At 37.9% G+C, this 22,522-nt stretch carries 18 protein-coding genes, 1 tRNA gene and 1 riboswitch; of the genes, 9 read left to right on the top strand and 10 right to left on the bottom strand.

The window, feature by feature from the left end; genetic code table 11:
- Positions 1 to 26: 26 nt before the first annotated feature.
- The 3 genes from ACZ430_RS04860 to ACZ430_RS04850 form a co-directional block, all read right to left on the bottom strand.
- Positions 27 to 100 (bottom strand) — tRNA-Arg (locus tag ACZ430_RS04860).
- Between the two features lie 46 nt (positions 101 to 146).
- A complete protein-coding gene (gene thpR, locus ACZ430_RS04855) occupies positions 147 to 722 on the bottom strand; it encodes an RNA 2',3'-cyclic phosphodiesterase (protein ID WP_297212776.1) in 576 nt (191 codons plus the stop codon).
- A gap of 7 nt (positions 723 to 729) precedes the next feature.
- Entirely contained in the window at positions 730 to 1,167 is a 438-nt protein-coding gene (locus ACZ430_RS04850) for a phosphatidylglycerophosphatase A family protein (protein WP_297212774.1), read from the bottom strand.
- 31 nt (positions 1,168 to 1,198) lie between these two features.
- A riboswitch (cobalamin riboswitch) is annotated at positions 1,199 to 1,384 on the top strand.
- Between the two features lie 30 nt (positions 1,385 to 1,414).
- Between ACZ430_RS04850 and metE the strand changes: the two genes are divergently transcribed.
- From metE to proB, 7 genes are all read left to right on the top strand, one after another.
- A complete protein-coding gene (metE, locus tag ACZ430_RS04845) occupies positions 1,415 to 3,652 on the top strand; it encodes a 5-methyltetrahydropteroyltriglutamate--homocysteine S-methyltransferase (RefSeq protein ID WP_297212772.1) in 2,238 nt (745 codons plus the stop codon).
- Between the two features lies 1 nt (position 3,653).
- The gene (locus ACZ430_RS04840) at positions 3,654 to 5,735 is read left to right on the top strand and encodes a ribonucleoside triphosphate reductase (RefSeq protein ID WP_464910745.1); all 2,082 of its coding nucleotides are present in this window, start codon (positions 3,654 to 3,656) and stop codon (positions 5,733 to 5,735) included.
- 117 nt (positions 5,736 to 5,852) lie between these two features.
- Complete coding sequence (gene hisG, locus ACZ430_RS04835) at positions 5,853 to 6,734, top strand: ATP phosphoribosyltransferase (RefSeq protein WP_297212768.1); 882 nt, start codon at positions 5,853 to 5,855, stop codon at positions 6,732 to 6,734.
- A gap of 14 nt (positions 6,735 to 6,748) precedes the next feature.
- Positions 6,749 to 7,063: a 50S ribosomal protein L21 gene (gene rplU / locus ACZ430_RS04830; protein ID WP_297212766.1), complete on the top strand. Its 315-nt coding sequence runs from the start codon at positions 6,749 to 6,751 to the stop codon at positions 7,061 to 7,063.
- Position 7,064: 1 nt separating this feature from the next.
- Positions 7,065 to 7,334, top strand: coding sequence for a 50S ribosomal protein L27 (gene rpmA / locus ACZ430_RS04825; protein ID WP_297212764.1), 270 nt, complete (start codon positions 7,065 to 7,067; stop codon positions 7,332 to 7,334).
- A 36-nt stretch (positions 7,335 to 7,370) separates the two neighbouring features.
- Complete coding sequence (gene obgE, locus ACZ430_RS04820; protein ID WP_366934814.1) at positions 7,371 to 8,372, top strand: GTPase ObgE; 1,002 nt, start codon at positions 7,371 to 7,373, stop codon at positions 8,370 to 8,372.
- The gene (gene proB, locus ACZ430_RS04815; protein WP_297212759.1) at positions 8,369 to 9,466 is read left to right on the top strand and encodes a glutamate 5-kinase; all 1,098 of its coding nucleotides are present in this window, start codon (positions 8,369 to 8,371) and stop codon (positions 9,464 to 9,466) included. The genes obgE and proB overlap by 4 nt, the downstream gene beginning before the upstream one ends.
- Before the next feature lie 22 nt (positions 9,467 to 9,488).
- On the opposite strand, the gene pbpC is transcribed toward proB, so the two are convergent.
- Positions 9,489 to 11,582, bottom strand: a complete 2,094-nt coding sequence (gene pbpC, locus ACZ430_RS04810; RefSeq protein ID WP_297212757.1) for a penicillin-binding protein 1C — start codon at positions 11,580 to 11,582, stop codon at positions 9,489 to 9,491.
- 377 nt (positions 11,583 to 11,959) lie between these two features.
- Between pbpC and ACZ430_RS04805 the strand changes: the two genes are divergently transcribed.
- Entirely contained in the window at positions 11,960 to 12,385 is a 426-nt protein-coding gene (locus ACZ430_RS04805; RefSeq protein WP_297212755.1) for a hypothetical protein, read from the top strand.
- A gap of 81 nt (positions 12,386 to 12,466) precedes the next feature.
- Here ACZ430_RS04805 and ACZ430_RS04800 read toward each other — a convergent pair whose 3' ends face one another.
- Together ACZ430_RS04800 and ACZ430_RS04795 are read right to left on the bottom strand one after the other, a co-directional pair.
- Complete coding sequence (locus tag ACZ430_RS04800) at positions 12,467 to 18,154, bottom strand: alpha-2-macroglobulin family protein (RefSeq protein ID WP_464910744.1); 5,688 nt, start codon at positions 18,152 to 18,154, stop codon at positions 12,467 to 12,469.
- 224 nt (positions 18,155 to 18,378) lie between these two features.
- Complete coding sequence (locus tag ACZ430_RS04795; protein ID WP_464910743.1) at positions 18,379 to 19,458, bottom strand: DUF763 domain-containing protein; 1,080 nt, start codon at positions 19,456 to 19,458, stop codon at positions 18,379 to 18,381.
- Positions 19,459 to 19,493: 35 nt separating this feature from the next.
- Between ACZ430_RS04795 and truA the strand changes: the two genes are divergently transcribed.
- Entirely contained in the window at positions 19,494 to 20,258 is a 765-nt protein-coding gene (gene truA, locus ACZ430_RS04790; protein WP_464910742.1) for a tRNA pseudouridine(38-40) synthase TruA, read from the top strand.
- Here the strand turns inward: truA and ACZ430_RS04785 are convergent.
- Genes ACZ430_RS04785 through tsf form a run of 4 tightly spaced genes read right to left on the bottom strand, consistent with a single transcriptional unit; the run spans position 20,255 to position 22,518 of the window.
- Positions 20,255 to 20,644 (bottom strand): TraR/DksA family transcriptional regulator, encoded by a 390-nt coding sequence (locus tag ACZ430_RS04785; RefSeq protein WP_339945342.1) that lies wholly within the window; start codon positions 20,642 to 20,644, stop codon positions 20,255 to 20,257. The two genes, truA and ACZ430_RS04785, sit on opposite strands and share 4 nt — an antisense overlap.
- Positions 20,645 to 20,650: 6 nt before the next feature.
- On the bottom strand, positions 20,651 to 21,208 hold the full coding sequence (gene frr / locus ACZ430_RS04780) for a ribosome recycling factor (protein ID WP_339945344.1): 558 nt from the start codon (positions 21,206 to 21,208) through the stop codon (positions 20,651 to 20,653).
- A complete protein-coding gene (pyrH, locus tag ACZ430_RS04775; RefSeq protein ID WP_464910741.1) occupies positions 21,180 to 21,932 on the bottom strand; it encodes a UMP kinase in 753 nt (250 codons plus the stop codon). The genes frr and pyrH overlap by 29 nt, the downstream gene beginning before the upstream one ends.
- Positions 21,925 to 22,518 (bottom strand): translation elongation factor Ts, encoded by a 594-nt coding sequence (tsf, locus tag ACZ430_RS04770; protein ID WP_339945348.1) that lies wholly within the window; start codon positions 22,516 to 22,518, stop codon positions 21,925 to 21,927. Before tsf ends, pyrH begins: the two co-directional genes overlap by 8 nt.
- Positions 22,519 to 22,522 lie beyond the last annotated feature (4 nt).

Raw genomic sequence — 22,522 nt, 5'->3', positions numbered from 1 at the left:
GATTTCTCTGCGCTGTTTTTTTAAAATGCGCCCAGGAGGATTTGAACCCCCGACCTGCGGATTCGTAGTCCGACGCTCTATCCTACTGAGCTATGGGCGCTAAAAATATTATAACAGATGCAAAAGCACTCTTAGAAGATAGAATATTAAGAGGATTTTCCAAGATTGAATCTTTCGATAACCTCATAAATCGAGCCATTGGGTGTAAGGGTGCTTTTCATTAGAACAAATTCCTCTACAGAGAACTCAAATTGTCTGTCCTCTATGGATAGTTGTCTGTATTTATCAACTAATTTTTCAAATACATATCTTCCATTTTTATAATTTTTAACTCTTGCAAGAGTGATGTGTGCCTTAAATTCTCTTGTCTCCTTTTGAAATCCTATAACACTAAGGCTTTCATCAATTCTTTTGGCAAGGTCTTTCAGAACTTCTTTATTTTCCGTGCCAATCCATATTACACGGGGTTTGTCTTTATCTGGAAAAACTCCTGGCCGAGTTATCTTAAGTTTAAACGGCGAGAACTCTCTTGATAGAGGATTTAGGATTTCTTTAATCTTAGGAATGAGCTTTTCCTCAACTTCTCCCAGAAATTTAATAGTGATGTGAAGGTTTTGTTTGCTTACAATGTTTATGCCATCAATGGTTTGTTTAGGCTCAATTAAACTTGCGAGAAATTCTCTTATGCTAAGGGGTATCTCAATGGCCAAAAAAAGTCTCATGAAAGTATTATACTCCCAATAGTATTCTTATCAAAAGATTTGTTATAAGTCCTGCCACTACATCATCCATCATTACACTTAATCCTCCCCGTAGTTTCCTCTCTATTTGTCTTATTGGAGGAGGCTTAAAAATGTCAAGAATGCGAAAGACTATGAAGGCTAAAAGTAGGGTATTGAGATTTATTGGAATAAAAAGCATTGCAGCCATATATCCTGCAAACTCATCAATTACTATACAGGACGGGTCTTTCTCGCCCTGTTTCCTTTCGATTTTCTCAGAAGCAAAAACTCCAAGTATAAGGGAGAGTGAAAATATTGCCAGAAGGGTGCTGTAAGATGGCTTCAGAAGCCAAAGAAATAGCAGGCCAAAGACGGTAGCAACAGTTCCAGGTGCGAGGGGGAAATAACCGATGAAAAAAACAGTGGCTATTATTTTATAAAACATGGATAATTTTAACACAGCTTGACAAGACAAACCCAATTCTCTTAAGCTCAAAATTGCTGGATTTTAAGGGAAGAGAGGTGAGAATCCTCCGCTGCCCCGCAGCCGTGTTGGGAACGAAAGCCCACGCATGCCACTGGAGAGCAACTCTCTGGGAAGGCGGGCAAGTAGGTTGAAGTGAGCCCAAAGTCGGAAGACCTATCCAGTCAGAGAGCCTTTGGCTTTCTGAAATGCCTCGTGGGAGGAGCAGATGAAGATTAAAACCACTGTCTTTGGCTATCCCCGTATCGGTCCGAAGAGAGAACTAAAAAAAGCTCTGGAAGACTACTGGAACGGGAAGATTTCAAAAGTAGAACTTTTAGAGACTGCCAATTCTTTAATAATCCAGAATGCTAAAGTCATTCAATCCTCTGGAGTTGACCTCATTCCATCTAATGAATTTTCCCTTTATGACTTTATTCTTGACCATTCAGTGATGTTTAACGCTGTACCTAAGAGATTTAACAGAATTTCAGACCCCTTGGATAGATATTTTGCTATGGCAAGGGGCACTCAAGAGCTTCCAGCACTTGAGATGACCAAGTGGTTTAATACGAATTATCACTACATTGTGCCAGAAATAGAGGATGAAGAGTTTGAGCTTATGGAAAACAAGCCCCTTAGGGAATTTGCTTTGCTAAGAGATAGTCTATCCGTAAAAACCAAACCTGTCATAGTGGGACCTTTTACCTATCTGAAGTCTGCGAAGTTAAATATGGATAGAGTGGAAAGATTATCGGAAAAAATATTGCCTGCCTATAAAAAGCTCCTCATAAAACTCGATGCAGCAGGAGTTGAAGAAATACAGATTGATGAACCTGCAATGGTAATGGATATGGAAGAGCGAGAGATAGAACTCTTAACAGGTCTTTACAGGGAGCTGACAAAGGGCCTTACTTTAAAAGTTTATATTCAAACTTATTATGAAGCGGTTTCAGCATATGAAAAACTTGTTTTCTCTCTGTCTGTCCATGGATTTGGATTTGACCTTGTAGACGGCAAGGAAAATCTTGAAAATATACTAACTCTTGGATTTCCATCCGATAAAGTTCTCATTGCTGGAGTTGTATCGGGAAGAGACCCTTGGAGGACAGACTTTACTGTTGTTATGAGCATGCTGGAGAGACTTTTCAGAGTTACCGATAAGATTATGCTTTCCAATTCATCTCCACTAATTCATCTTCCAATAACTGTTGAGGCAGAGAGAGGACATATTCAAGAGGATATACTTAACATGCTAAGCTTTGCCAATGAGAGACTTGAAGAGTTAACCATTCTCAAAAGAGCAATTAATGATGGAGCAGCCCTGCCCGCAAGGAAAAGTATAGTCCATGAGATATTTTCAAAGGCAGAGGTAAGGAGCAAAATCTCAAGCATTGATGAAAAAGCTATTTTAAGAAAACCCGAATTTAAAGAGAGATACAGAATGCAGATGGATTCTCTCAAGCTGCCTCTTTTCCCTACAACTACCATAGGAAGCTTTCCTCAGACAAAGGAAGTAAGAAAATTCAGGGCAGATTATAAAAATGGTAAGATAACTGAGGAGGAATACAAAAAGTTTATTTTTCAGGAGATTGAAAAGGCTGTAAAAATTCAGGAAGAACTTGACATAGATGTGCTTGTTCATGGAGAGTTTGAGAGAACAGACATGGTAGAGTTTTTTGCTGAAAAACTAAAAGGCTTTGCGATAACTAAAAATGGCTGGGTTCAGTCTTATGGTTCAAGATGTGTAAGACCACCGGTAATTTACGGAGATGTATGGAGGGACAAAGCTCTTACAGTTGAGGAAACCCTTTACGCTCAATCTCTCACCCCAAGACTAGTGAAGGGAATTATGACGGGTGCTGTGACAATTCTTCAGTGGTCCTATCCAAGAAAGGATATATCAAGGCGCGAGATTGCCTACCAGATAGCTCTTGCTCTAAAGGAGGAAGTGCTGGAACTTGAGAAGAGGGGTATAAAAATTATTCAGATTGACGAGCCTGCTTTCAGAGAAGGTTTGCCTCTTAAGAGAAACAAGCAGGATGAGTATTTTGATTGGGCCATAAATAGTTTTAGACTTACCACAGCCGATGTATCTCCCTTTACGCAGATTCATACTCACATGTGCTATTCAGACTTTAATGAGATAATTGACAGGATTTATGCTCTTGATGCTGATGTGATATCAATTGAGGCTTCAAGAAGCAAAGGAGAGATTTTATCTGCCTTTGAGAACTTCAGATACGACCATGGCATTGGATTGGGAGTTTATGATATTCACTCTCCAAGAGTACCCTCTGTTGAGGAGATGATTGAGATTATTGAGCGTTCTGTCAGTCTGATTGATAAGTCACTTTTTTGGATAAACCCAGACTGTGGACTCAAGACAAGAGGATGGCAGGAGACGGTGGCATCACTAAAAAATATGGTTTTAGCTGCAAAGGCTATGCGTAAAAGGGAGGTTTAGGATGTTTAAAAATATAATAAAGCGCGACGGCCGCATTGTCCCCTTTGACCCTGAAAAAATTACTGTAGCCATTTCAAAGGCGGGAAAAGCAACGGGCGAGTTTGATTATGATACGGCAAAAAGGCTTACGATAAAAGTCCTCTTGCTTGCGGAGGAATTAATCAGAGACCGAGACCCACATGTAGAGGAAATACAGGATATAGTTGAGGAGATACTTTTAAGCAGTCCCTACAGGAAAACAGCTAAGGCATATATAATATACCGCGACCAGCATGCGAGAATGCGTGAAATTGCCCGTCAGGGTGGACTTGAGCTCATAGACAACTATCTTAGCAAGGTTGACTGGCGAATTAGTGAAAACTCAAATATGAGTTTCAGTCTTCAGGGGCTTAACAATTATATCTCCTCTGAAATAAGCAAAAGCTACTGGCTACACAAAATATATCCTCCAGAGGTGAGGGAAGCCCATATAAATGGCGATATGCATATTCACGACCTGAATGCCCTTTCTGCCTATTGTGTTGGATGGGATTTGATGGACTTGCTTATCCGGGGCTTTGGTGGAGTTCCCGGTAAAGTTGAATCTCGGCCTGCTAAGCATCTTAGGCCTGCACTGGGTCAGATTGTCAATTTCTTGTATACAACCCAGGGAGAGACGGCAGGTGCGCAAGCTTTCAGCAACGTTGACACTCTTCTTGCACCCTTTATTGCCTATGACGGCTTGAATTATAAGCAAGTAAAACAGGCACTTCAGGAATGGGTCTTCAATCTCAATGTACCTACTCGCGTTGGTTTTCAGACCCCTTTCAGTAATATCACTCTTGACCTTAAAGTGCCTGAACATTTTGCCTCTCAGGCAGTGATAATCGGAGGAAAGCCTCAGGATGCCACATACGGAGACTTTCAGAAAGAGATGGACATGTTCAATCAAGCTCTCTTTGAGGTGCTTTCCGAGGGCGATGCAAAGGGAAGAGTGTTTACCTTCCCAATTCCTACAATCAACATAACAAAAGATTTTGAATGGAATAGCCCAGTTGTAGACCTAATAATGCAGGCAACGGCAAAGTATGGAATACCATATTTTGCAAACTATATAAACTCTGACCTTCGTCCTGAGGATGCTCGTTCAATGTGTTGTCGGCTAAGGCTTGAAACTAAAGAGCTAAAACACAGAGGCGGAGGACTTTTTGGTTCTAATCCGTTAACCGGTTCAATTGGCGTTGTAACAATTAGCCTTCCAAGAATTGGTTATCTAAGTAATAGCGAAGAGGAGTTTTTTGATAAGCTTTTATGGCTTATGGAGATAGCAAAAACCTCTCTTGAAATAAAGCGAAAGGTGCTTGAGAGATTTACAGAAGCAGGGCTTTATCCCTATTCAAGACATTATCTAAGCTCAGTAAAAGAGAAAACAGGAGCCTATTGGGCGAATCATTTCTCTACCATAGGCATAATTGGAATGAATGAGGCAATTGCAAATGCCCGGTGGTTCAAATCTAAGGGAATTTGGACAGAGGAGGGAAAGGCCTTTGCATTGAAAGTCATGGATTTTATGCGGGAGAGGCTTATTGATTTCCAAAAAGAAACCGGAAATCTATACAATCTTGAGGCAACACCAGCAGAGGGAACAAGTTACAGACTTGCGAAGATTGATAAGCAGAAATATCCAGACATTATAACACAGGGTAGTGAACACCCTTACTATACAAACTCCTCATGGCTTCCTGTAGGATTTACAGAGTCTATAAAGTATATTCTTGACCATCAAGACGAGCTACAGAGTAAGTATACAGGCGGAACGGTGCAACATCTATTTTTGGGACAAAATCCGAATCCTGAGAAACTCAAGGCCTTTATAGAACAAGTCTTCAAGCAATATAAACTCCCATATATTAGTATAACCCCAACCTTCAGCATCTGCTCAGAGTGCGGATATGTGGAAGGAGAACACTCCCAATGTCCCAAATGTGGTTCAAGCTGTGAGATTTACTCCAGAGTCGTAGGCTACTTAAGACCTGTTATGAACTGGAACGACGGTAAAAAGGAGGAGTTTAAAGAGAGACAATACTTGGAGTTTAAGGTTTAATAAGGTTTTTTTAAGGCTTTCATTAAAACTTTCTCCTCATCTTTTCTAAAGAGTTGACGGATTTTTTTGAAACGTTTTAAACTATTATTTCTGAATTTAATCGGAGGTTTTTAGCATATGGATGAGAAAAAAAATTTAAAATTAGGGCTTCCAAAGGGAAGTTTACAGGAGTCGACTTTAAAGCTTTTTAAGAAGGCGGGATTTAACATACATGTCTCCCATAGGTCTTATTATCCCATTATAGACGATGATGAAATATCATGTATGCTCTTGAGGGCACAGGAAATTCCCATATACGTTGAAGAGGGATATCTTGACTGTGGACTTACTGGCTATGACTGGCTACTTGAACAGAACGTAGATGTTGTTGAGGTCGCAGAGTTAAGATATGCAAAAGAGGGTTTTAGGCCTGTCAGATGGGTAATAGCTGTGCCAGAAGACTCACCAATAAAGACTGTTGATGACCTACAGGGCAAGAGAATAGCTACCGAACTGATGGGTTTTACAAAGAGATATTTAAAGGCAAAGGGAATTAAAGCGGATGTTTATTTTTCATGGGGAGCAACAGAAGTAAAGCCACCTTATCTTGCCGATGCAATTGTAGACCTTACTGAAACGGGTAGTTCATTGAAGGCCAATAAACTTCGCGTTATTGATACTATACTTGAATCGACAACACGTTTCATCTCGAATAAAAACTCGTGGCGTGACTCTTGGAAGAAAAAAAAGATGCAAAATTTGGCCATGCTTCTTCAGGGAGCTCTTCTTGCAGAGGAAAAAGTTGGACTTAAGATGAACGTGCCAAAAGATTCTCTAAAAAAGGTCTTAAGCCTGCTTAATTCACTACACTCTCCAACAATCTCGCAGCTTTATGATGAAAATTGGTATGCCTTAGAGGTTATAATAGATGAGAAGAAGGTAAGAGAAATACTGCCAAAACTCAAAGATGCAGGAGCATCAGGTTTTGTAGAATATCCGCTAAATAAAGTAATTCCCTGAGGGAGGTGACTCAGATGTATGCAATAATAGAAACAGGAGGCAAGCAGTACAGAGTAAAAGAGGGAGAACTTTTGCAGGTAGACAGACTCAATCTCGAGAAAGGGCAGGAAGTCATTTTTGATAGGGTTTTGTTTCTGCAATCTGAAAATGGAATAAGACTGGGAAATCCTTATCTTGACGGTATTAAGGTGAAGGCTGAAGTCGTTGATGAAGAGAAAGCAGACAAAGTTATGGTATACAGACCACCTTCAAAGAAGGCCATTAAGAAGCTTAAAGGACACAGACAATGGTATACTAAAATAAGGATAAAAGAGATTGTAGGAGGATAAAATGGCACATAAAAAGGGTGTTGGAAGTTCCCGTAATGGAAGAGACAGTAAAGCAAAAAGACTTGGTGTAAAAAGATTTGGTGGGCAAATCGTTAAAGCCGGAAACATTCTTGTAAGGCAAAGGGGAACGAAGTTTCATCCTGGCGCCAATGTGGGTGTTGGCTCTGATTACACCCTCTATGCCTTAATTGACGGTGTAGTTAAATTTGAAAGAAAAGACAAACAAAGACTTAAGGTAAGCGTCTATCCCGTTGTTCAACCCGCCCAGTAAAATCAGCGGGTGGTCTTTCCACCCGCTTTATCCTATATGCAATTTGTCGACTTTGTAAAAATATATGTTAAAGCAGGAGATGGTGGAAGAGGCTGCATAAGCTTCCGCAGGGAAAAATATGTCCCTCGTGGTGGTCCTGATGGTGGGGATGGAGGGAAAGGAGGCGATGTAATCCTTAGAGCTTCCTCAGAGTTGAATACCCTTCTTGACCACAGATATCAGAAAACTTACAAAGCGAAGCGGGGGCAGCATGGAAAAGGAAGCAATATGAAGGGCAAAGATGGCGAAGACCTCATAATTAAAGTGCCTGTAGGAACTGTAATAAAAGATGCTGAAACAGAAGAGCTTTTAGCTGACCTTGACGAAGAGGGAAAAGAGTTTATTGTTGCAAAGGGTGGAAGAGGGGGATTAGGAAATGCCCATTTTGCTACACCTACCAAACAAACACCAAGATTTGCTCAGCCCGGTGAGCCCGGAGAGGAAAGATGGATTATTCTTGAGCTCAAACTCATTGCCGATGTGGGGCTCATAGGTTTGCCAAATGCAGGAAAGTCTACTTTAATTTCTGTTATAAGTTCTGCCCGTCCGAAGATTGCCGACTATCCATTTACCACTCTAACACCAGTTTTAGGAGTTGTTAAACATAGAGACAACAGAAGCTTTGTTGTTGCTGACATACCTGGGCTGATTGAAGGGGCACATAGAGGAGCTGGATTAGGGCATCAGTTTCTGAGACATGTTGAGAGAACCTCGATGTTGCTTCATCTTGTTGATGTATCAGATTATGTTAACTCAAATCCTGTTGATGATTTTGAAAAAATTCAGTCAGAACTCAGACTTTATAATCCCGCCCTGCTCAAAAAACCCTTTGCTGTTGTAGGAACGAAAACCGATTTAGCCTTTGAAGGTAAAAGACTTATGAAATTAAAAAGCTACTGTGAAGAAAAAAATATTGATTTTTTCTCGATAAGTGCTGTAAAACAAGAAGGTATTGAAAAACTCTTAGACTACCTTGTTGAGAAAGTGAGTAGAAAATGAGGGTTGTAGTAAAAATAGGGAGTAATCTTCTGACAGATAAGTCCGGTAGAATAAACAGAAAGAGAATTCACTCTTTTGCAAGAGAAATCTCTGAGCTTGTTAATAAATCCCTTGAAATTGTTATGGTTTCTTCTGGTGCAATAGCCTCGGGATTGAAAAAATTGGGATGGAAAAGTAAGCCAAAGGAAATAAGAAAAAAACAGGCAACTGCTGCAGTAGGCCAGCCTCTTTTAATGTGGATGTATGAGCAGTATTTTCTGAAGTACAGGAAACATATAGCTCAGATTCTACTGACAAGAGATGATTTAAGCGATAGAGTAAGATATATAAATGCAAAAAATACTATTCTGACTCTTCTTGAGATGGGTGTTATACCAATTATCAATGAAAATGACACAGTGGCTACAGACGAAATAAAGTTTGGAGACAATGACCAGCTTGCTGCTCTGGTATCTGGTTTGATTGAAGCTAATCATTTAATAATTCTTTCAGATGTTCAAGGGCTTTATACTTCTGACCCTAAAAAAGATCCTGATGCGAAAATAATAAAGCATGTTAGAGAGTTTTCAAAGGAAATCGAGACCATTGCAAAACCTGCCTCTACAGGTTACGGAACAGGAGGGATGTATTCAAAGGTAATCGCAGCCAAAAAGGCTACCTCTTTCGGTATTCCCGTTCATATAGTAAGCGGAAGAAAATACGGAAGTATAAAAGCCGTTATAGAAGGAAAAGATGTAGGCACATATTTTGAGCCTGTAAAGGAGAGGGTAACCTCCCGTAAAGGATGGATTGCCTATGCAACACGGGCAAAGGGAAATGTAATTATTGACGACGGAGCGGTTAAAGCTCTTTTAAAGAACGGAAAGAGTCTGCTGCCTTCAGGTATTAAAAAAGTAGAGGGAGAATTTGATGTGGGAGATGCAGTCTACTGTATTGATGAAAGAGGAGATAAAATAGCTAAGGGATTGGTAAATTATTCTTCCTGTGAAATAAGGCTTATCAAAGGAAAAAAATCTTCGGAAATTGAGAAAATTCTTGGGTATAAATATGCTGATGAGGTAATACACCGCGATAATCTCGTAATTCTTTTATAAAAGTCTGTTTTAGTCTCCTTCATCATTTAACTATGAATTCTACTGAGTCGATGAGTTTATTTTCACTGTCAACTATGCTTATTCTATAACTTCCAGGTTTTGTTTGCCATAAAAATTGAGGGGTTTTTATACCTGTTTTTTCTCCATTGATTAACCACTCATATTTTTCTGTTAGTGGTTTATAACTAAGTGTTACATACTGATTTTCTTCTGGAATATCAGGGTCAATGGCAATGATTGTATCCGATGAAGGATAGACTATCTTTGGTGAATCTTGACCCCTATCTTTGAGTGTTAATACATGTTCAATTTCTGTACCCTTAAGAAAATATTCTTCTTTCTCTGCTTTAGAGTCATCGTTTAAAAGAACTCTTTTTTTAACTACTGTTTTGGGTGGATTAGCCTGACGGGATGGGATATTGCTGTGAAGATAATTCATAATCTCAAGCCATATAGGTGCAGCACCTGATACACCTGATACATTTTTCATAGGTGTGCCTATGAAATTGCCAACCCATACTCCAACTGTGTATTTTTCAGAAAAACCTATACACCAGTTATCCCTCATGTCTTTACTCGTTCCAGTTTTCACTGCAGTCCAGAACTTTGTTGATATGGGATTTTCAAATCCAAAGGTCTCACTCCTTGCCTCTCTGTCTGAAAGTATATGGGAGACTATAAATGTTGTATCTTCCTCCATCACTTTTCTCTGTTTTAAGGCTGTCCTATCAAAAGTTAGAGTTAAACTGCTCCATTTTCCTCTATTAGCAAGAGTTCTATAGGCATTCACAAGTTCATAGAGGCTTACATCCACTGTTCCAAGAGCCATAGATGGACCATAATATTCTCCATCCTTTACTCCTTCAAAACCCAATTCCCTGAGTCTCAAAGCAAAATTTTCCTCTCCCAGAAGCATCAATACTCTCACTGCAGGAATATTAATTGATGAGGCAAGGGCTGTTCTTACGGTAACTAATCCTCTGTATTCGTTGTCATAATTCTTTGGAGAATATATGCCCCTTTCTGTTGTAACGTTAAGAGGGGTATCCTCAATCAGTGAGGCTGCTGTAATAAGTCTTTTTTCGATAGCAAGACCGTAGAGAAATGGTTTAAGCGTTGAACCTGCCTGCCTTTTTGCCAGAACTCCGTCTACATGTATTGTGCTCGGATTTGTTCCAGAATTTCCTATGTAGGCAAGAATCTCACCTGTTTTATTGTCGACTATTAAGACTGCACCATCATTAACATTTTGAGCTCTAAGTTGATTAAGATGGTGTCTAAGAGTTTGTAATGCAAAAATTTGTAATTTTTTGTCTAATGTAGATTTAACATCCTTATTTTCTCTAATAAGTCTCCTTGCCACGTGAGGAGCAAGTGAGACAGTATGTTTTATGTGATAGGGACGGTATATAGAAGATTGAGCTAATACTTTTATTTCATCACATTTAATGTTCCACTTAAGAGATTCAGACAGCAAACATGCCCTTTTCTCAATTTTTTCTATTAATGAATTTGGAGAGGGTATTAATGATGCAAGTAAGAGGGATTCAATCTCTGTCAGTCCTGAAGGTTCTTTCCCAAATAATCCCTGTGAGGCTGAGGCTATTCCCTGAAGCTCTCCTCTAAAGGAGACTAAATTTAGATAGGCTTCAAGAATATGCTCCTTTGTCCAGCTTTTTTCTAATTCAAGGGCAGCTTTTATCTGTTCAATTTTTTGAGATAAGGTTCGCTTTTTTCCCTTTGGTTTTAAATTTTTATCTAATAATGATACAAGCTGCATAGTAATTGTGCTTGCTCCACGGCTTTTTTCGCCCAGTATATTTTCAATAAATGCGCTACCTAATGCTTTCCAGTCTACACCACTGTGTTCATAAAAATTTTTATCCTCCAATTTTATGACTGCCTTGATTAGTGATGGAGAGATATCTTTTAAATCAACCCATTCAAGTCTTCTAATTTTATGGTCAATCCTAAGTTCATGAATTATCTCTCCGTTTCGGTCAAGTAGATAGACATCAGACTTTTTATAGGAGCTTTTTACTTCTTCAAAAGTAGGAAGAGCATAGGCATTAATTGAAAAAGCTAAAAATGTAAGAATTAATAGGAATATCAACATAAAAATTCCTTCAAAATTTTATCATCAAGCAAATTTTTTTGCAAGCTCATAATAGATATAAAATTTTTTAATAATGCTATTAGATACATTGACGCTATTAAAACTTTTATATATACTCTGAATAACAATGGAAGGCTGTTCTATGAAAATTGATATCTTGAATTGTTATTAATGACATGTAGATGTTTGGATTTTCTACTAAATTAAAATGACAATTCGAGTCATTTTTTAGTAAACAGCTTATGCTTCCTTGAATTTCAAGAGGCTAAGTCTGAGAACAGTCTTAAATAAAAGATAAGGAGGCTCTATGAAAAATTAACCTTTTGCAGATTTTAGCAGTTTTTTATCTTTAAAATTCAGAAGAAAGGAGGATAAAAATGAAAGTATTTATAAAAATTTCTATTATTTTATTCTCAATTTTTATGATTTCCTCACTTTCCTTTGCACAGTCCTGTGATCCTAATACAAGAGAACCTAATGAAGATGAGGTGATATTTTTTGAACATATAAACTATGGTGGATGCTGGATGGGTGCTAAAATTGGTTCCAATTATTCAAGTTTAGTTGGTAATACTTATAATCCAATATGTAAAAAGACCATTAATTGGAATGATACAATAAGCTCTATCAAAGTAGGAGCAAAGGTAATGGTTACAGTTTATGAACATGTAAATTATGGAGGAAGATCACAAACTTGGAAGGGAAATTGTAAAGCTCCATTGTGTCTCAGAGACTTAAGAAATAGTAACTGGAATGATAAAATATCATCCTTTAGAGTTGACAGGAATCATGATTGTTACTAATTATCACTTGAAATTTAGTTTATTATAATAATTAAAACTTCCCGAGGGATTAAAAGAATCTCTTGGGAAGTTCTTTTAAACTTATTTCACAATCTCAAATCTTCCGTTAGGTAATTCTCCAAACATATCAGGAAAGTAGAGGGCTTCGATTCTTGTAGGAGGCAGATTGAAAAATCCAGCATTATTTAGTCTGATTATGTATTCGACAGTCCATTTTCCCTTTGGTAAATATTCATAGTATGCCCGATAAGCCTCAAAGGAACGTTCTTCATAGGCAGGAGATAGCCATCTTGATTTAATTTTGTCCGTTAGTATTCCCGAATCCCTTCCAAGTCCAACCCTTAAAATAGATGCTCCAGCAGGTATAGGGTCGTTTACAACTACCCAAGTCATATCTGACTTGGCTTCAAACTCAAGGGATACTTTAAGAGTATCGCCAACGCTCCATCTGTCTTTCAATTTCCTTTCAATTAGTATTACTCTCTTCTTGACAGTAAAACCATTCCACAGAGGCTCTTTTAAAGGTATTGCTGATAGACTGCTTATTGTAACCCATGGTTTTCCAGTTCCTTTGTGTTCAACTGAGAGATTTCTCTTTTCTTTATGCCAAGGGAAATTGATAGACTGTCCCTTGGGAGTTTTATCCCAAGAGACATTTTTTTGTTCTTTGTTTAATGAAATAATCGTCTCACCAGTTATAGCTGTTTTTTCATACTTTTCTGAAAACTTCTTTACTGCAAGAACTCCCCAGGCATTTGCAGTTGTTGTGTTCCAATGTCCAGACTTAAGCATTCCAATTGAACCATTGACAATCTTAGGAATGTCCTCTTCCCAATCCCTGAAATTTAAAAAGGTTAGGATAGTTCTTAGAGCATTTAAATCCTCTGAAATCATAAGCCACCAAAGATTATCCCTTGAAGCTGATGAGAAGCTTAGCTTAGTTCCTCTTAAATCAAGCCTTGAACGAATAATGTTTTGAGCCTCATTCAATTTCTTATCACGGTCTTGAAGAGCAGGCATTCTAATTAGAATATTAATCCAGTCAAGGACTGCTGATGTAGGTAAGAGATTAGGGTTCATGTTAAGAGTGCCCATGTGTTCAATTTTAACCTTACCAAATCTTGATAATGCTTCTAAAGCAGTCAGTTTACGTATAGTTAGGTCTACTGCTGAAATAGGAGAAGCTCTCTTTATTCTTCCCTCAACAAAGGCTAACAACGCTTCAAGCATTGATTCTTTCAGTTTCAAAGGAATTTCAAAACCTGATTCGTGTGATATAGATAAAACATAAGCAGTAAGATAATCACTACCATGAAGCATTGATGGAAAGTATTTAACAAGACCTTCTGAGTCTAAGTAAGAAGGTAATTCAGCCATTGTCTTTTGCCAAAGAGCTTGATCTTGAAGAGCAATTGCTTGAGATATTTTTTGTTCGAGACAGGTATAGGAATAATCCCTCATGAATTTCTCTACACCATAGAGTCCTTCTGATATTCTACTGCTCAAAGAGACTCTCAGCCCTCCTCTGTTAAGGAGAGCTTCTGCAGGTTTTTCAACTTCAATTGATAGTGGTTTATCTATTTGTCTCAGCGTTGCCTGATAAACTCTTACAGGAATTGCCTGACCAACAGTTTGTTTTACCTTTATTCTGTCTGATATATTAGCTGTTTTGTCCAAGGCTGAGACTTCCCATTGAAGATTATTTATAGAATTTGGAACTGTCACATTCCAGCCTATTTCCTTTGCCTCTCCAGGTTCAAGTTTTATTGATTGTTCACTTAGAGGATTAGCATTCATTGAGCCAGAAATCGTTAAATCCATAGGTTTATCTGATGTGTTTCTAAAAGTAAAGCCTGCGAAGAATTTATCTCCTTCTCTTACAAAGGGAGGCAGTCCTGAAAATATTATTAAATCTTGAGTTGTTCGTATTGAAGCCTCACCTGTTCCAAAGGCTGCCTTTCCACTATGGGCAACTGCAACAATTCTGAAGCTTGTGATAGAGTCATTGAGAGGTATTTCTACTGTTGCTTCGCCTTTATCGTCTAACGGAACTCTTCCTTTCCACAGAAGAAGCGTATCAAAGAGCTCTCTTGTAACCTGTTTTCCTCCTCCACCTCCCTGTGGAAGTGCTTTGAGTCCAAAATGTCTTTTGCCAACAACTTGCATCTGGGCAGTTGAAGTTTTAACTTCGATTGCCCTTTTCCCCATCATCGATTCAAGGAGTCTCCAACTCTTGTTTGGCATCAATTCAAGGAGTCCTTCATCAATAGCTGCTACTGTAACTTCACCCTTTTCACCTAAGGGAGTTCCATCTTTTTTGGTTACCCTGATTTTCGCATAGGCTTTTTCCCTTACTTTGTATACGGTTTTGTCAGTTGAAACATTCACTTTTAATTCATAGGAGTCCCAATCTACTTTTATCTCTGTATAACCAAGTTTGAATGCCGGTTTTCCAAGGTCTACAGTGGCAGTTGGTTTTATATCGGAAACTCTACCCCTTAAGCACAATAATGAAATAAAGACATTAGGTGCATAGTTATCTTTTATAGGAATCTCAACTACAGGATTTTTACTGCCTATTTTTTTTACAAATGCATCAATTATTCCTTCTCTCTCAACAGTAATAAGAGCTGTTGCCTGTCTGAAGGGCATTCGGACTTGTACCTTTGCCTTTTCTCCGGGAGAGTATCTTTTCTTCTCAGGAAGTATGTCAATTCTATCGCTGTCACTAATATCAAACCATGCATCTTCTTTATCTACAACCCATAAATCTCTGTGAACAACTGCGGGGTTTCCCTTTTCATCGTTAGCATAAGCCTGAAGTATTACGTTTCCAGCAACTGGAGATTTTACCTCACAGGTAAGAATTCCTAACTGGTCTGTTATACCTTTACATATCTCTCCATAGGACTTAATCTCAGTCATGTGCTCATAGGCGTAAAATCCACCGATTAATTTTTTTCTATGGGAGTAGTATTTTTTCTTAAGTAAGTTAACTCTTATAGGAACATTTGATAAAGGTTTTCCTTGAAGGTCTAAGGCTAAAACTTTAAATCTTAAATTTTCTTTTGAAGCTGCCCAGGATTCAGGACTTATGCCGAGTAAAATTGATGAGGAATAAATGGGTATTCTTGTTGATACAGTATTAATCTCACCATTAGGGTCTCTAAATTCTATCTCTACGTGCATGTCCTCGGGAGATAAAATTTTTGCAAGTCCCTCAATGGTAACTTTTGAACTGCCCGTATTATCTAAGACAATATGTCTGGAATAAATTTTTTGCTCTGCCCTTTCTATCTGAGATTCTTCGTCAGTGAAAGATTCATCTTTGAAAATTCCTTCTTTTAATTCTCCATTAGAAAAGACAAAGTCCTCATAATCATCAAAAAAAAGTCTCTTTTTATAGGGCTTAGCTCTGATTTTTATATTTCCATTGCTAAATCCTCCTCCAGCGAGATAGCCAACAAAAATGTCTAAATCTAATTTTGAGGGATTTATGAGAGGTGTTGAAGAAGGTTTGATTATTCCTTTCATTAGAGGCACTCTAAACTCTTCAATCCTAAAAATCCCTGATGAAAAAGTGTTTTCTTCAAAATTATCTCTACTCTTCTTGGGTTCTTTCCTATATAAAATTACTTCATAACTGCCGAGCTTAGCATCCTTTGGTATATGCCAAACTGATTCGGCAACACCATTTTTATCCCATTTAATTGGAAATTCATAGGACTGGTTACTGCCTAAATGCTGAATCTGTAATGTATTTGGTAATTCCCTTTCACTTAAGTATTCAAAACCTGAGATAGTTCTCTTTCGGATAATGTGTTTCATATGGAGAGTTTCACCTGCCCTAAGAAGCATTCTGTCAAATATAGTGTGTGCCTTTACCTTTTGATAATCCCACGCTTCTGTAAGTTTGAATCTCCAAGGTTCTATTCCATCGTCCCAACTTGAGTGAACAAAGCTTAAATCATTGTCTTTTCTTGCAAAAACAAAATATCCCTCATAAATATCTCTCAAAGACTTGAGTTGCTTTGAGTCTAAGTGACTTTCTTCATTTGGTTCTGGAGCTTTACAAGATTTAGGTTGTGGTAAGTTTTGTTTAACATAAGCCAATCCATTGGAATCGGTCTTGCCTGTCCATATGAGTTTACCTGAGCAATCTCTAATTTTTACCTCTGCATCCTTGACAGGTTCTGCTCCTTCAAGGGTAGTAACCCAGACAAGAGAGTTTTCTCTCCCCCATTTGAAATGGACTGATAAATTTGTGACCAATGCAGCTGTTTGAACATACATAGGCTTTTTCTCTCCAAGAAGGGATGCGCCAAGTATCTCACTTTCAAGCTCTACAACATAAAAACCTGCTTCTTTAAGGGGAATACCGACAACCTCAAAGTCCTTTGATGCATGCGGTTTTGGTAAGGAAAACTCTTTTGTTTCTGACACCTTTTTCAAAATAGGCTTTCTTCTGCTTGCATTTTCGACAACTTTAAGCCATTCAATTATTTTAGTTTCTTTCTCTAAATTTACTTTATGGAATTTTCCGTTTACTTTAGTTTTTTCCTTCTTATCTTCCTCTCCGATGTTGAGCAATCTTGTTTTAATCTGAGGTTCAATTTTTCTAAGGGTTACTGGAAGTGTAGGGTCTTTTAGTTCGATTATGCCAAAGCGAGATGAAAATTTTACCAGAGGTGGATACTCCTCTGTTTTCACTTTAAGGGGAAAACTTTTTATGTTTATTGGTATCCTTCCAACTTCATCTCTAATATCCTTTGGAATTTCCAATGTGAAAGTTGCTTTCTCAGGAAAGGGACCTTTGAAGATAACTTCCCTTACAAATTCAGGTTTTTTGTCATCTTCGTCAAAGGAATCACTTTCATACTTTGAGGGTTTGTATGTTTTCTTTATACCCTTTAGTACTATCTTTTCAGCGTAATCTATAGGTACTAATGAAGAGAAATAAACTCTAATTGGAAGTAAGGGAATACATCCAGAGTCTGGCTTTTCCCTTGGACATCTTAAATTTATCGTGAAGGCTTCTCTTGTCTTGAAATTAAGAACCTGTTCCCTTTGATTTTCAATTCCTGATGAGGACTTCACTCCTTTTCCCCATATAAGCTTTACTCTTACGTTATTAGGAAAAGTTCTTTTACACTGAACTACTATTCGAAATTGGTCTTTAAGTTCCGATTCTTTTGAACCGTAGGCACTTAAAATCTTCTCTCGTTCCTCTCCTTTGATTATTTTTATTCCAACTCTTTCGTTAATTCCTTCAATTGCACAATAAACATTTGATAACACTGAGTTCTCATCTGGTTCTCCATCGAGTTGGAGAATAAAAGCCTGATTCTCATCAATTCCTTCAACTTCACTCGGAAATGATTGAATTATTGATGGTCCACCTGTATTGAATTGGAAATTTTTCTGTCCTACTAATTCTTTGCCAGAAAGAGTTTTTATATCGGATTTTAAGTTAAATTCACATTTAACTCCTGCAGAAAATTCTCTATCAAAATCATAAATCCATGTTTTTTCATCAAGCCAAGTTCCTTTACCTTTTAGGTCACAATTTATGTCAAAGGGCTGTGGAGCATTTATGTCACCAAAAGTAACTATCTGTTCTGAAAAGACAACTTTTACCTGCTTTACTCCTTTGACATAACCTTGAGGAGAGAATAGTTTGATACTTGCTTGAGCATAGACATAAATTGAGTGAAATAGTAAAGTAAAAGTAAAAACGGTAAAATAAATTAAAAATTTTTTAAATTTCATTTAAAGAACCTTCGTTTGAATTTTAGCATTTGGGTGTTTCAAATTACAATCGATTAGATAAAATTCTAAATCCACATCAGTTTTTCAAATTCTGGAAATGATAGGTTGATGTTAATGAAGCAATCGGAATGACAGATGGAGGTGATGGAAAAATTTTAGGTTTTGTAATTTATTGAATGTTAATAGGTTACAAGTTTTTAAACAGACTCGACAAACTCAGGAGGTTAAGTTAAAGTAAGAATTTTTAATAGTCTTCTCTGAGTATTAATCTTGTCTTCTCTGTCAATTTTGGCCTTTTCTATAGCTTTTCTCATTACCTCAATGGTTCTATCATATATTTCTCTGTCAACAGGATAGGGAGTTCCATCTTTTCCTCCATGGGCAAAGCTATATCTGGCAGGGTCTCTAAAACTTAATGGAGTTCCGTAAATTAACTCTGCTGTTAGAGCGAGGGCTCTTAGAGTTTTTGCTCCTACTCCTCTTACTAAAAGAAGAGATTCAAAGTTGGAGACTCTCTGTTCATAGGTCTTGAGTAGAACTTTATAAATTTTTTCAGGGTTTATGTCTGAAATTTTTATATTGTGTCTAAGTGGCATATGGAGTTGTTTTATTTTTATAATTTCTTTTATCACTTTTTCAGGTGTTTCTCTGGATATTTCAACGGAGGCATTTCTTAGAGGCGAGGCTTCCTTTGTTGTAAAATTAAGCGTTTCTGTTCTGACATCGCAGCATACGGCGGTGTGGGGTTCTTCTACAAAGTTTTCAAGAGTTAGACTCAACCAGTGATATCTTCGTGCCATGCCGAGAGTTTCATTCATTCCCTGTTGAATTACGCACCATTTGCCCTCGGAGGTAAAGAAAATCGTATGATGATAGAGATTAAATCCGTCCTGAACAGCGGCACTGTCAACCTTTGCAGAGAGCCTGCTTGCTCTGAGCAAATTTTCTGAATCAAGACCAAACTGATCAGAATAGAGTAAAATCTCCTGAGGAGTCTCAAGGGCTCTCTTTGCCTTACCACCTGCCACAAAGAGACCGAATTCTCCTTCCATTCCTCTAATTCCTTCTTTAATAGCTCCGGTAACAGTAGTTGTAACACCACTGCTGTGCCAGTCAAATCCCAACAGACATCCAAGAGATTGAAACCAGAAGGGGTCTGAAAGTCTTTTTATCACCTCTACTTTTCCAAATTCCAAAACCATAAGTTCTATTAATGATTTTGCAAGTGACTTCATTCTTTTGAATAGCCAATGCGGTGCTTTTCCAGAGTGAAGGGGAAGGTTGGCAACTCCTGTCTTGTGCATAGAATATTTTAGCAGAGATGTTATAATTTTAAACTATGCCTAAGTTAAAATTGACAATTCAGTATGACGGAACCCTTTACTCTGGCTGGCAGAGACAGAAAAGGCATGAAACTGTTCAGTCCATTATAGAAGAGGCATTGAGTGAAATTTTTAAAAGGGAGATAAAAATTAGAGGGGCTGGAAGAACAGACGCAGGAGTGCATGCTCTTGGACAGATAGCTACATTTACAGTGAATAACTTTTTGCCAACGAATGTCCTTAAAAAAGCCCTCAATGCTATTCTGCCTTCTGATATAAGAATAATAGATATTGAAGAGGTTGAGAATACTTTTCATCCCCAGTATTCTGTGAAGAAGAAGGCTTATGTTTACTATATCTGTAACGATGAATTCTGTCCTGTATTTTTGCATAGATTTGTATGGCACTTTAGAGGTAACCTTGATTTATCTTTAATACAGAAGGCAGCAGAGATTTTTAAGGGAACTCACGATTTTACAGCTTTCTCGGGAAGCACGGAGGTTAAAGATAGGATTAGAACTATCCATAGCCTGACTGTCAAGCTTTTTAATAGTCTATGTTTTTTAGATATGAAAATTGACGGAAACTTTATAAAATTTCGTATTGAAGCAGATGGCTTTTTAAAATACATGGTTAGAAATATAGTGGGTTGTCTTGTTGAGTTAGGAAGAGGAGCTCTATCAGAGAATACAATAATTGAAGCTTTAAAGACAGGGAGGAGACCAAATCCGCTTAGAACTGCTCCTCCCCAGGGTTTATTTCTTGAGAAGGTTTTTTATTAACCTTCTTCCGATTCAAATTTTTCCATTCTCTCTATATTTTCCTGACAGTCTCTGCAATAGATTGCGAAGGGAAGCACTTTAAGTCTTTCCTCTGATATTTCATCTCCACACATCTCACAGATGCCATATGTTCCTTCTTCAATTTTTCTAAGGGCTTCTTCAATTTTTTTAAGAATATCTCTGTGAGTGCTTAATTGCTTTAGACTTATGTCTTCTGAGAGGTCTATGGCGCTTAAGTCTGCATCATCCATAACTGCTTCTACAATCTGTCTTTTCTCTCCTGTCTGAAATTTTTTCATCTCCTCTCGAGCTTCCTGCAGAATCTGCTCCTTCATCTTGTTGAGCATCTTTTTAAGTCTATCTTTTCTCTCACTGTCAATTTTCATTTAGGTCTAAACCTCCATTATCTCTTTCTCTTTTTGTTCAAGAAGTTGGTCAATTTTTTCAATGAAAGAATTTGTTATTTTTTGTATCTCATCTTGCGCTCTACGGGATTCATCTTCACTGAGCTTTTTGTCTTTTTCCGCTTTTTTTATCTCTTCAATTATATCCCTTCTTATGTTTCTTATGGCGACTCTTGCCTCTTCTGCTCTCTTTTTTACAACCTTCACAAGTTGCTTTCTTCTCTCTTCTGTAAGTGGAGGAATGTTGATTTTTATTGTTTTTCCATCGTTTATTGGAGTAAGCCCTAAGTCAGATTTCATTATTGCCTTTTCTATCTCTCCAATCATTCTTTGTTCCCACGGTTGTATTGTTATCATTCTGGGTTCGGGAATTCCGAGAGTGGCCACCTGATTAAGAGGAACCATGCTTCCGTAGTAGTCTACTTTTATATTGTCAAGAATCGAAAGAGACGCTCTGCCTGTTCTAAAGGTAGAGAGGTCTTTTTTAAAAACCTCTACTGCATGAGTCATTTTTTCATTAGCTTTCTTCTTGAACTCCTGCATCATCTTTCACCTCTCTTAAAACAATGCTTCCTATTTTTTCTCCTAAAATTATTTTTTTAAGACTATCCTCTTTTCGTATGCTAAAAACAACAATAGGAAGATTATTATCCATACAAAGTGTAATAGCAGTTGAATCCATTACCTTCAATGAGTTTCTAATTACATCCATGTAGGTTAAACGTTCAAATTTCTTTGCTTTAGGGTCTTTCATCGGGTCTGAAGAGTAAATTCCATCAACTTTTGTTCCTTTGAGGATGATATCTGCACCTATCTCAATTGCTCTCAGGGCGGCGGCAGTATCAGTTGTAAAATAAGGATTTCCCGTGCCAGCTGCAAAAATTACTACTCTTCCCTTTTCAAGATGTCTTATGGCCTTTCTTCTTATATATGGCTCTGCAAGTTCTCGCATCTCAATGGCAGATTGAACTCTTGTAGTTACTCCTATTTTTTCAAGGGCATTCTGAAGGGCAAGAGCGTTTATCACAGTTGCAAGCATTCCCATGTAGTCAGCAGTAGCTCTCTCCATGCCTTGCTCTGCCGCTTCTATTCCTCTGAAAATATTTCCGCCACCGATAACAACAGCTATCTGTGCATCAGCTTCATAGGCCTTTTTAACTTCCTGAGCCATATAGTTAAGAGTGTTGGGGTCTATGCCATAGCCCTTTTCTCCCATAAGGGCTTCGCCACTTAATTTTAGCAACACTCTTTTGTAGAAAGGTTTACTCACTCTGTCCTACCTGAAAACGCACAAATCTTCTTACAACTATATTTTCTCCGAATTTAGCAATCTTTTCTGTTATGAGGTCTCCAATTTTTTTCTCGGGCTCTCTTATGAAAGGCTGATTTAGAAGGCACATTTCTTCGAAAAACTTCTCGAGTTTTCCTTCAATTATTTTTTCTACCACCTGTGGTGGTTTATTCCCTGTTATCTGAGCTTTATATATTTCCTTTTCTTTTTCTATGACCTCTTGCGGGATGTCTTCTTTGCTTACATATTGCGGATTTGCTGCGGCAATGTGCATGGCAATATCCTTGGCAAGCTGTTTAAACTCCTCATTTCTTGCAACAAAGTCTGTTTCGCAGTTAAGCTCTAACATGACTCCGATTTTATCCATGTGAATATACGAGGCTATTATTCCTTCTGTGGCGCTTCTACCAGCTTTTTTCTGTGCTGTTGCAAGTCCTTTTTGTCTTAGATATTCTATGGCTTTATTAAAATCACCATTTGCCTGCTCAAGGGCTTTTTTACATTCCATCATTCCAGCCCCTGTTTTTTCTCTTAATTCCTTTACCATCTGTGAAGTTACTGCCATTTTA

The organism is Thermodesulfovibrio sp. TK500a (genome assembly GCF_055381765.1).
This window is presented reverse-complemented; position numbering and strand designations above follow the sequence as displayed.

What these genes read in the sequence shown, in the direction of transcription:
- thpR (WP_297212776.1), bottom strand. Translation starts at nt 722, where the DNA reads ATGAGACTTTTTTTGGCCATTGAGATACCCCTTAGCATAAGAGAATTT.
- ACZ430_RS04850 (WP_297212774.1), bottom strand. Translation starts at nt 1,167, where the DNA reads ATGTTTTATAAAATAATAGCCACTGTTTTTTTCATCGGTTATTTCCCC.
- metE (WP_297212772.1), top strand. Translation starts at nt 1,415, where the DNA reads ATGAAGATTAAAACCACTGTCTTTGGCTATCCCCGTATCGGTCCGAAG.
- ACZ430_RS04840 (WP_464910745.1), top strand. Translation starts at nt 3,654, where the DNA reads ATGTTTAAAAATATAATAAAGCGCGACGGCCGCATTGTCCCCTTTGAC.
- hisG (WP_297212768.1), top strand. Translation starts at nt 5,853, where the DNA reads ATGGATGAGAAAAAAAATTTAAAATTAGGGCTTCCAAAGGGAAGTTTA.
- rplU (WP_297212766.1), top strand. Translation starts at nt 6,749, where the DNA reads ATGTATGCAATAATAGAAACAGGAGGCAAGCAGTACAGAGTAAAAGAG.
- rpmA (WP_297212764.1), top strand. Translation starts at nt 7,065, where the DNA reads ATGGCACATAAAAAGGGTGTTGGAAGTTCCCGTAATGGAAGAGACAGT.
- obgE (WP_366934814.1), top strand. Translation starts at nt 7,371, where the DNA reads ATGCAATTTGTCGACTTTGTAAAAATATATGTTAAAGCAGGAGATGGT.
- proB (WP_297212759.1), top strand. Translation starts at nt 8,369, where the DNA reads ATGAGGGTTGTAGTAAAAATAGGGAGTAATCTTCTGACAGATAAGTCC.
- pbpC (WP_297212757.1), bottom strand. Translation starts at nt 11,582, where the DNA reads ATGTTGATATTCCTATTAATTCTTACATTTTTAGCTTTTTCAATTAAT.
- ACZ430_RS04805 (WP_297212755.1), top strand. Translation starts at nt 11,960, where the DNA reads ATGAAAGTATTTATAAAAATTTCTATTATTTTATTCTCAATTTTTATG.
- ACZ430_RS04800 (WP_464910744.1), bottom strand. Translation starts at nt 18,154, where the DNA reads ATGAAATTTAAAAAATTTTTAATTTATTTTACCGTTTTTACTTTTACT.
- ACZ430_RS04795 (WP_464910743.1), bottom strand. Translation starts at nt 19,458, where the DNA reads ATGCACAAGACAGGAGTTGCCAACCTTCCCCTTCACTCTGGAAAAGCA.
- truA (WP_464910742.1), top strand. Translation starts at nt 19,494, where the DNA reads ATGCCTAAGTTAAAATTGACAATTCAGTATGACGGAACCCTTTACTCT.
- ACZ430_RS04785 (WP_339945342.1), bottom strand. Translation starts at nt 20,644, where the DNA reads ATGAAAATTGACAGTGAGAGAAAAGATAGACTTAAAAAGATGCTCAAC.
- frr (WP_339945344.1), bottom strand. Translation starts at nt 21,208, where the DNA reads ATGATGCAGGAGTTCAAGAAGAAAGCTAATGAAAAAATGACTCATGCA.
- tsf (WP_339945348.1), bottom strand. Translation starts at nt 22,518, where the DNA reads ATGGCAGTAACTTCACAGATGGTAAAGGAATTAAGAGAAAAAACAGGG.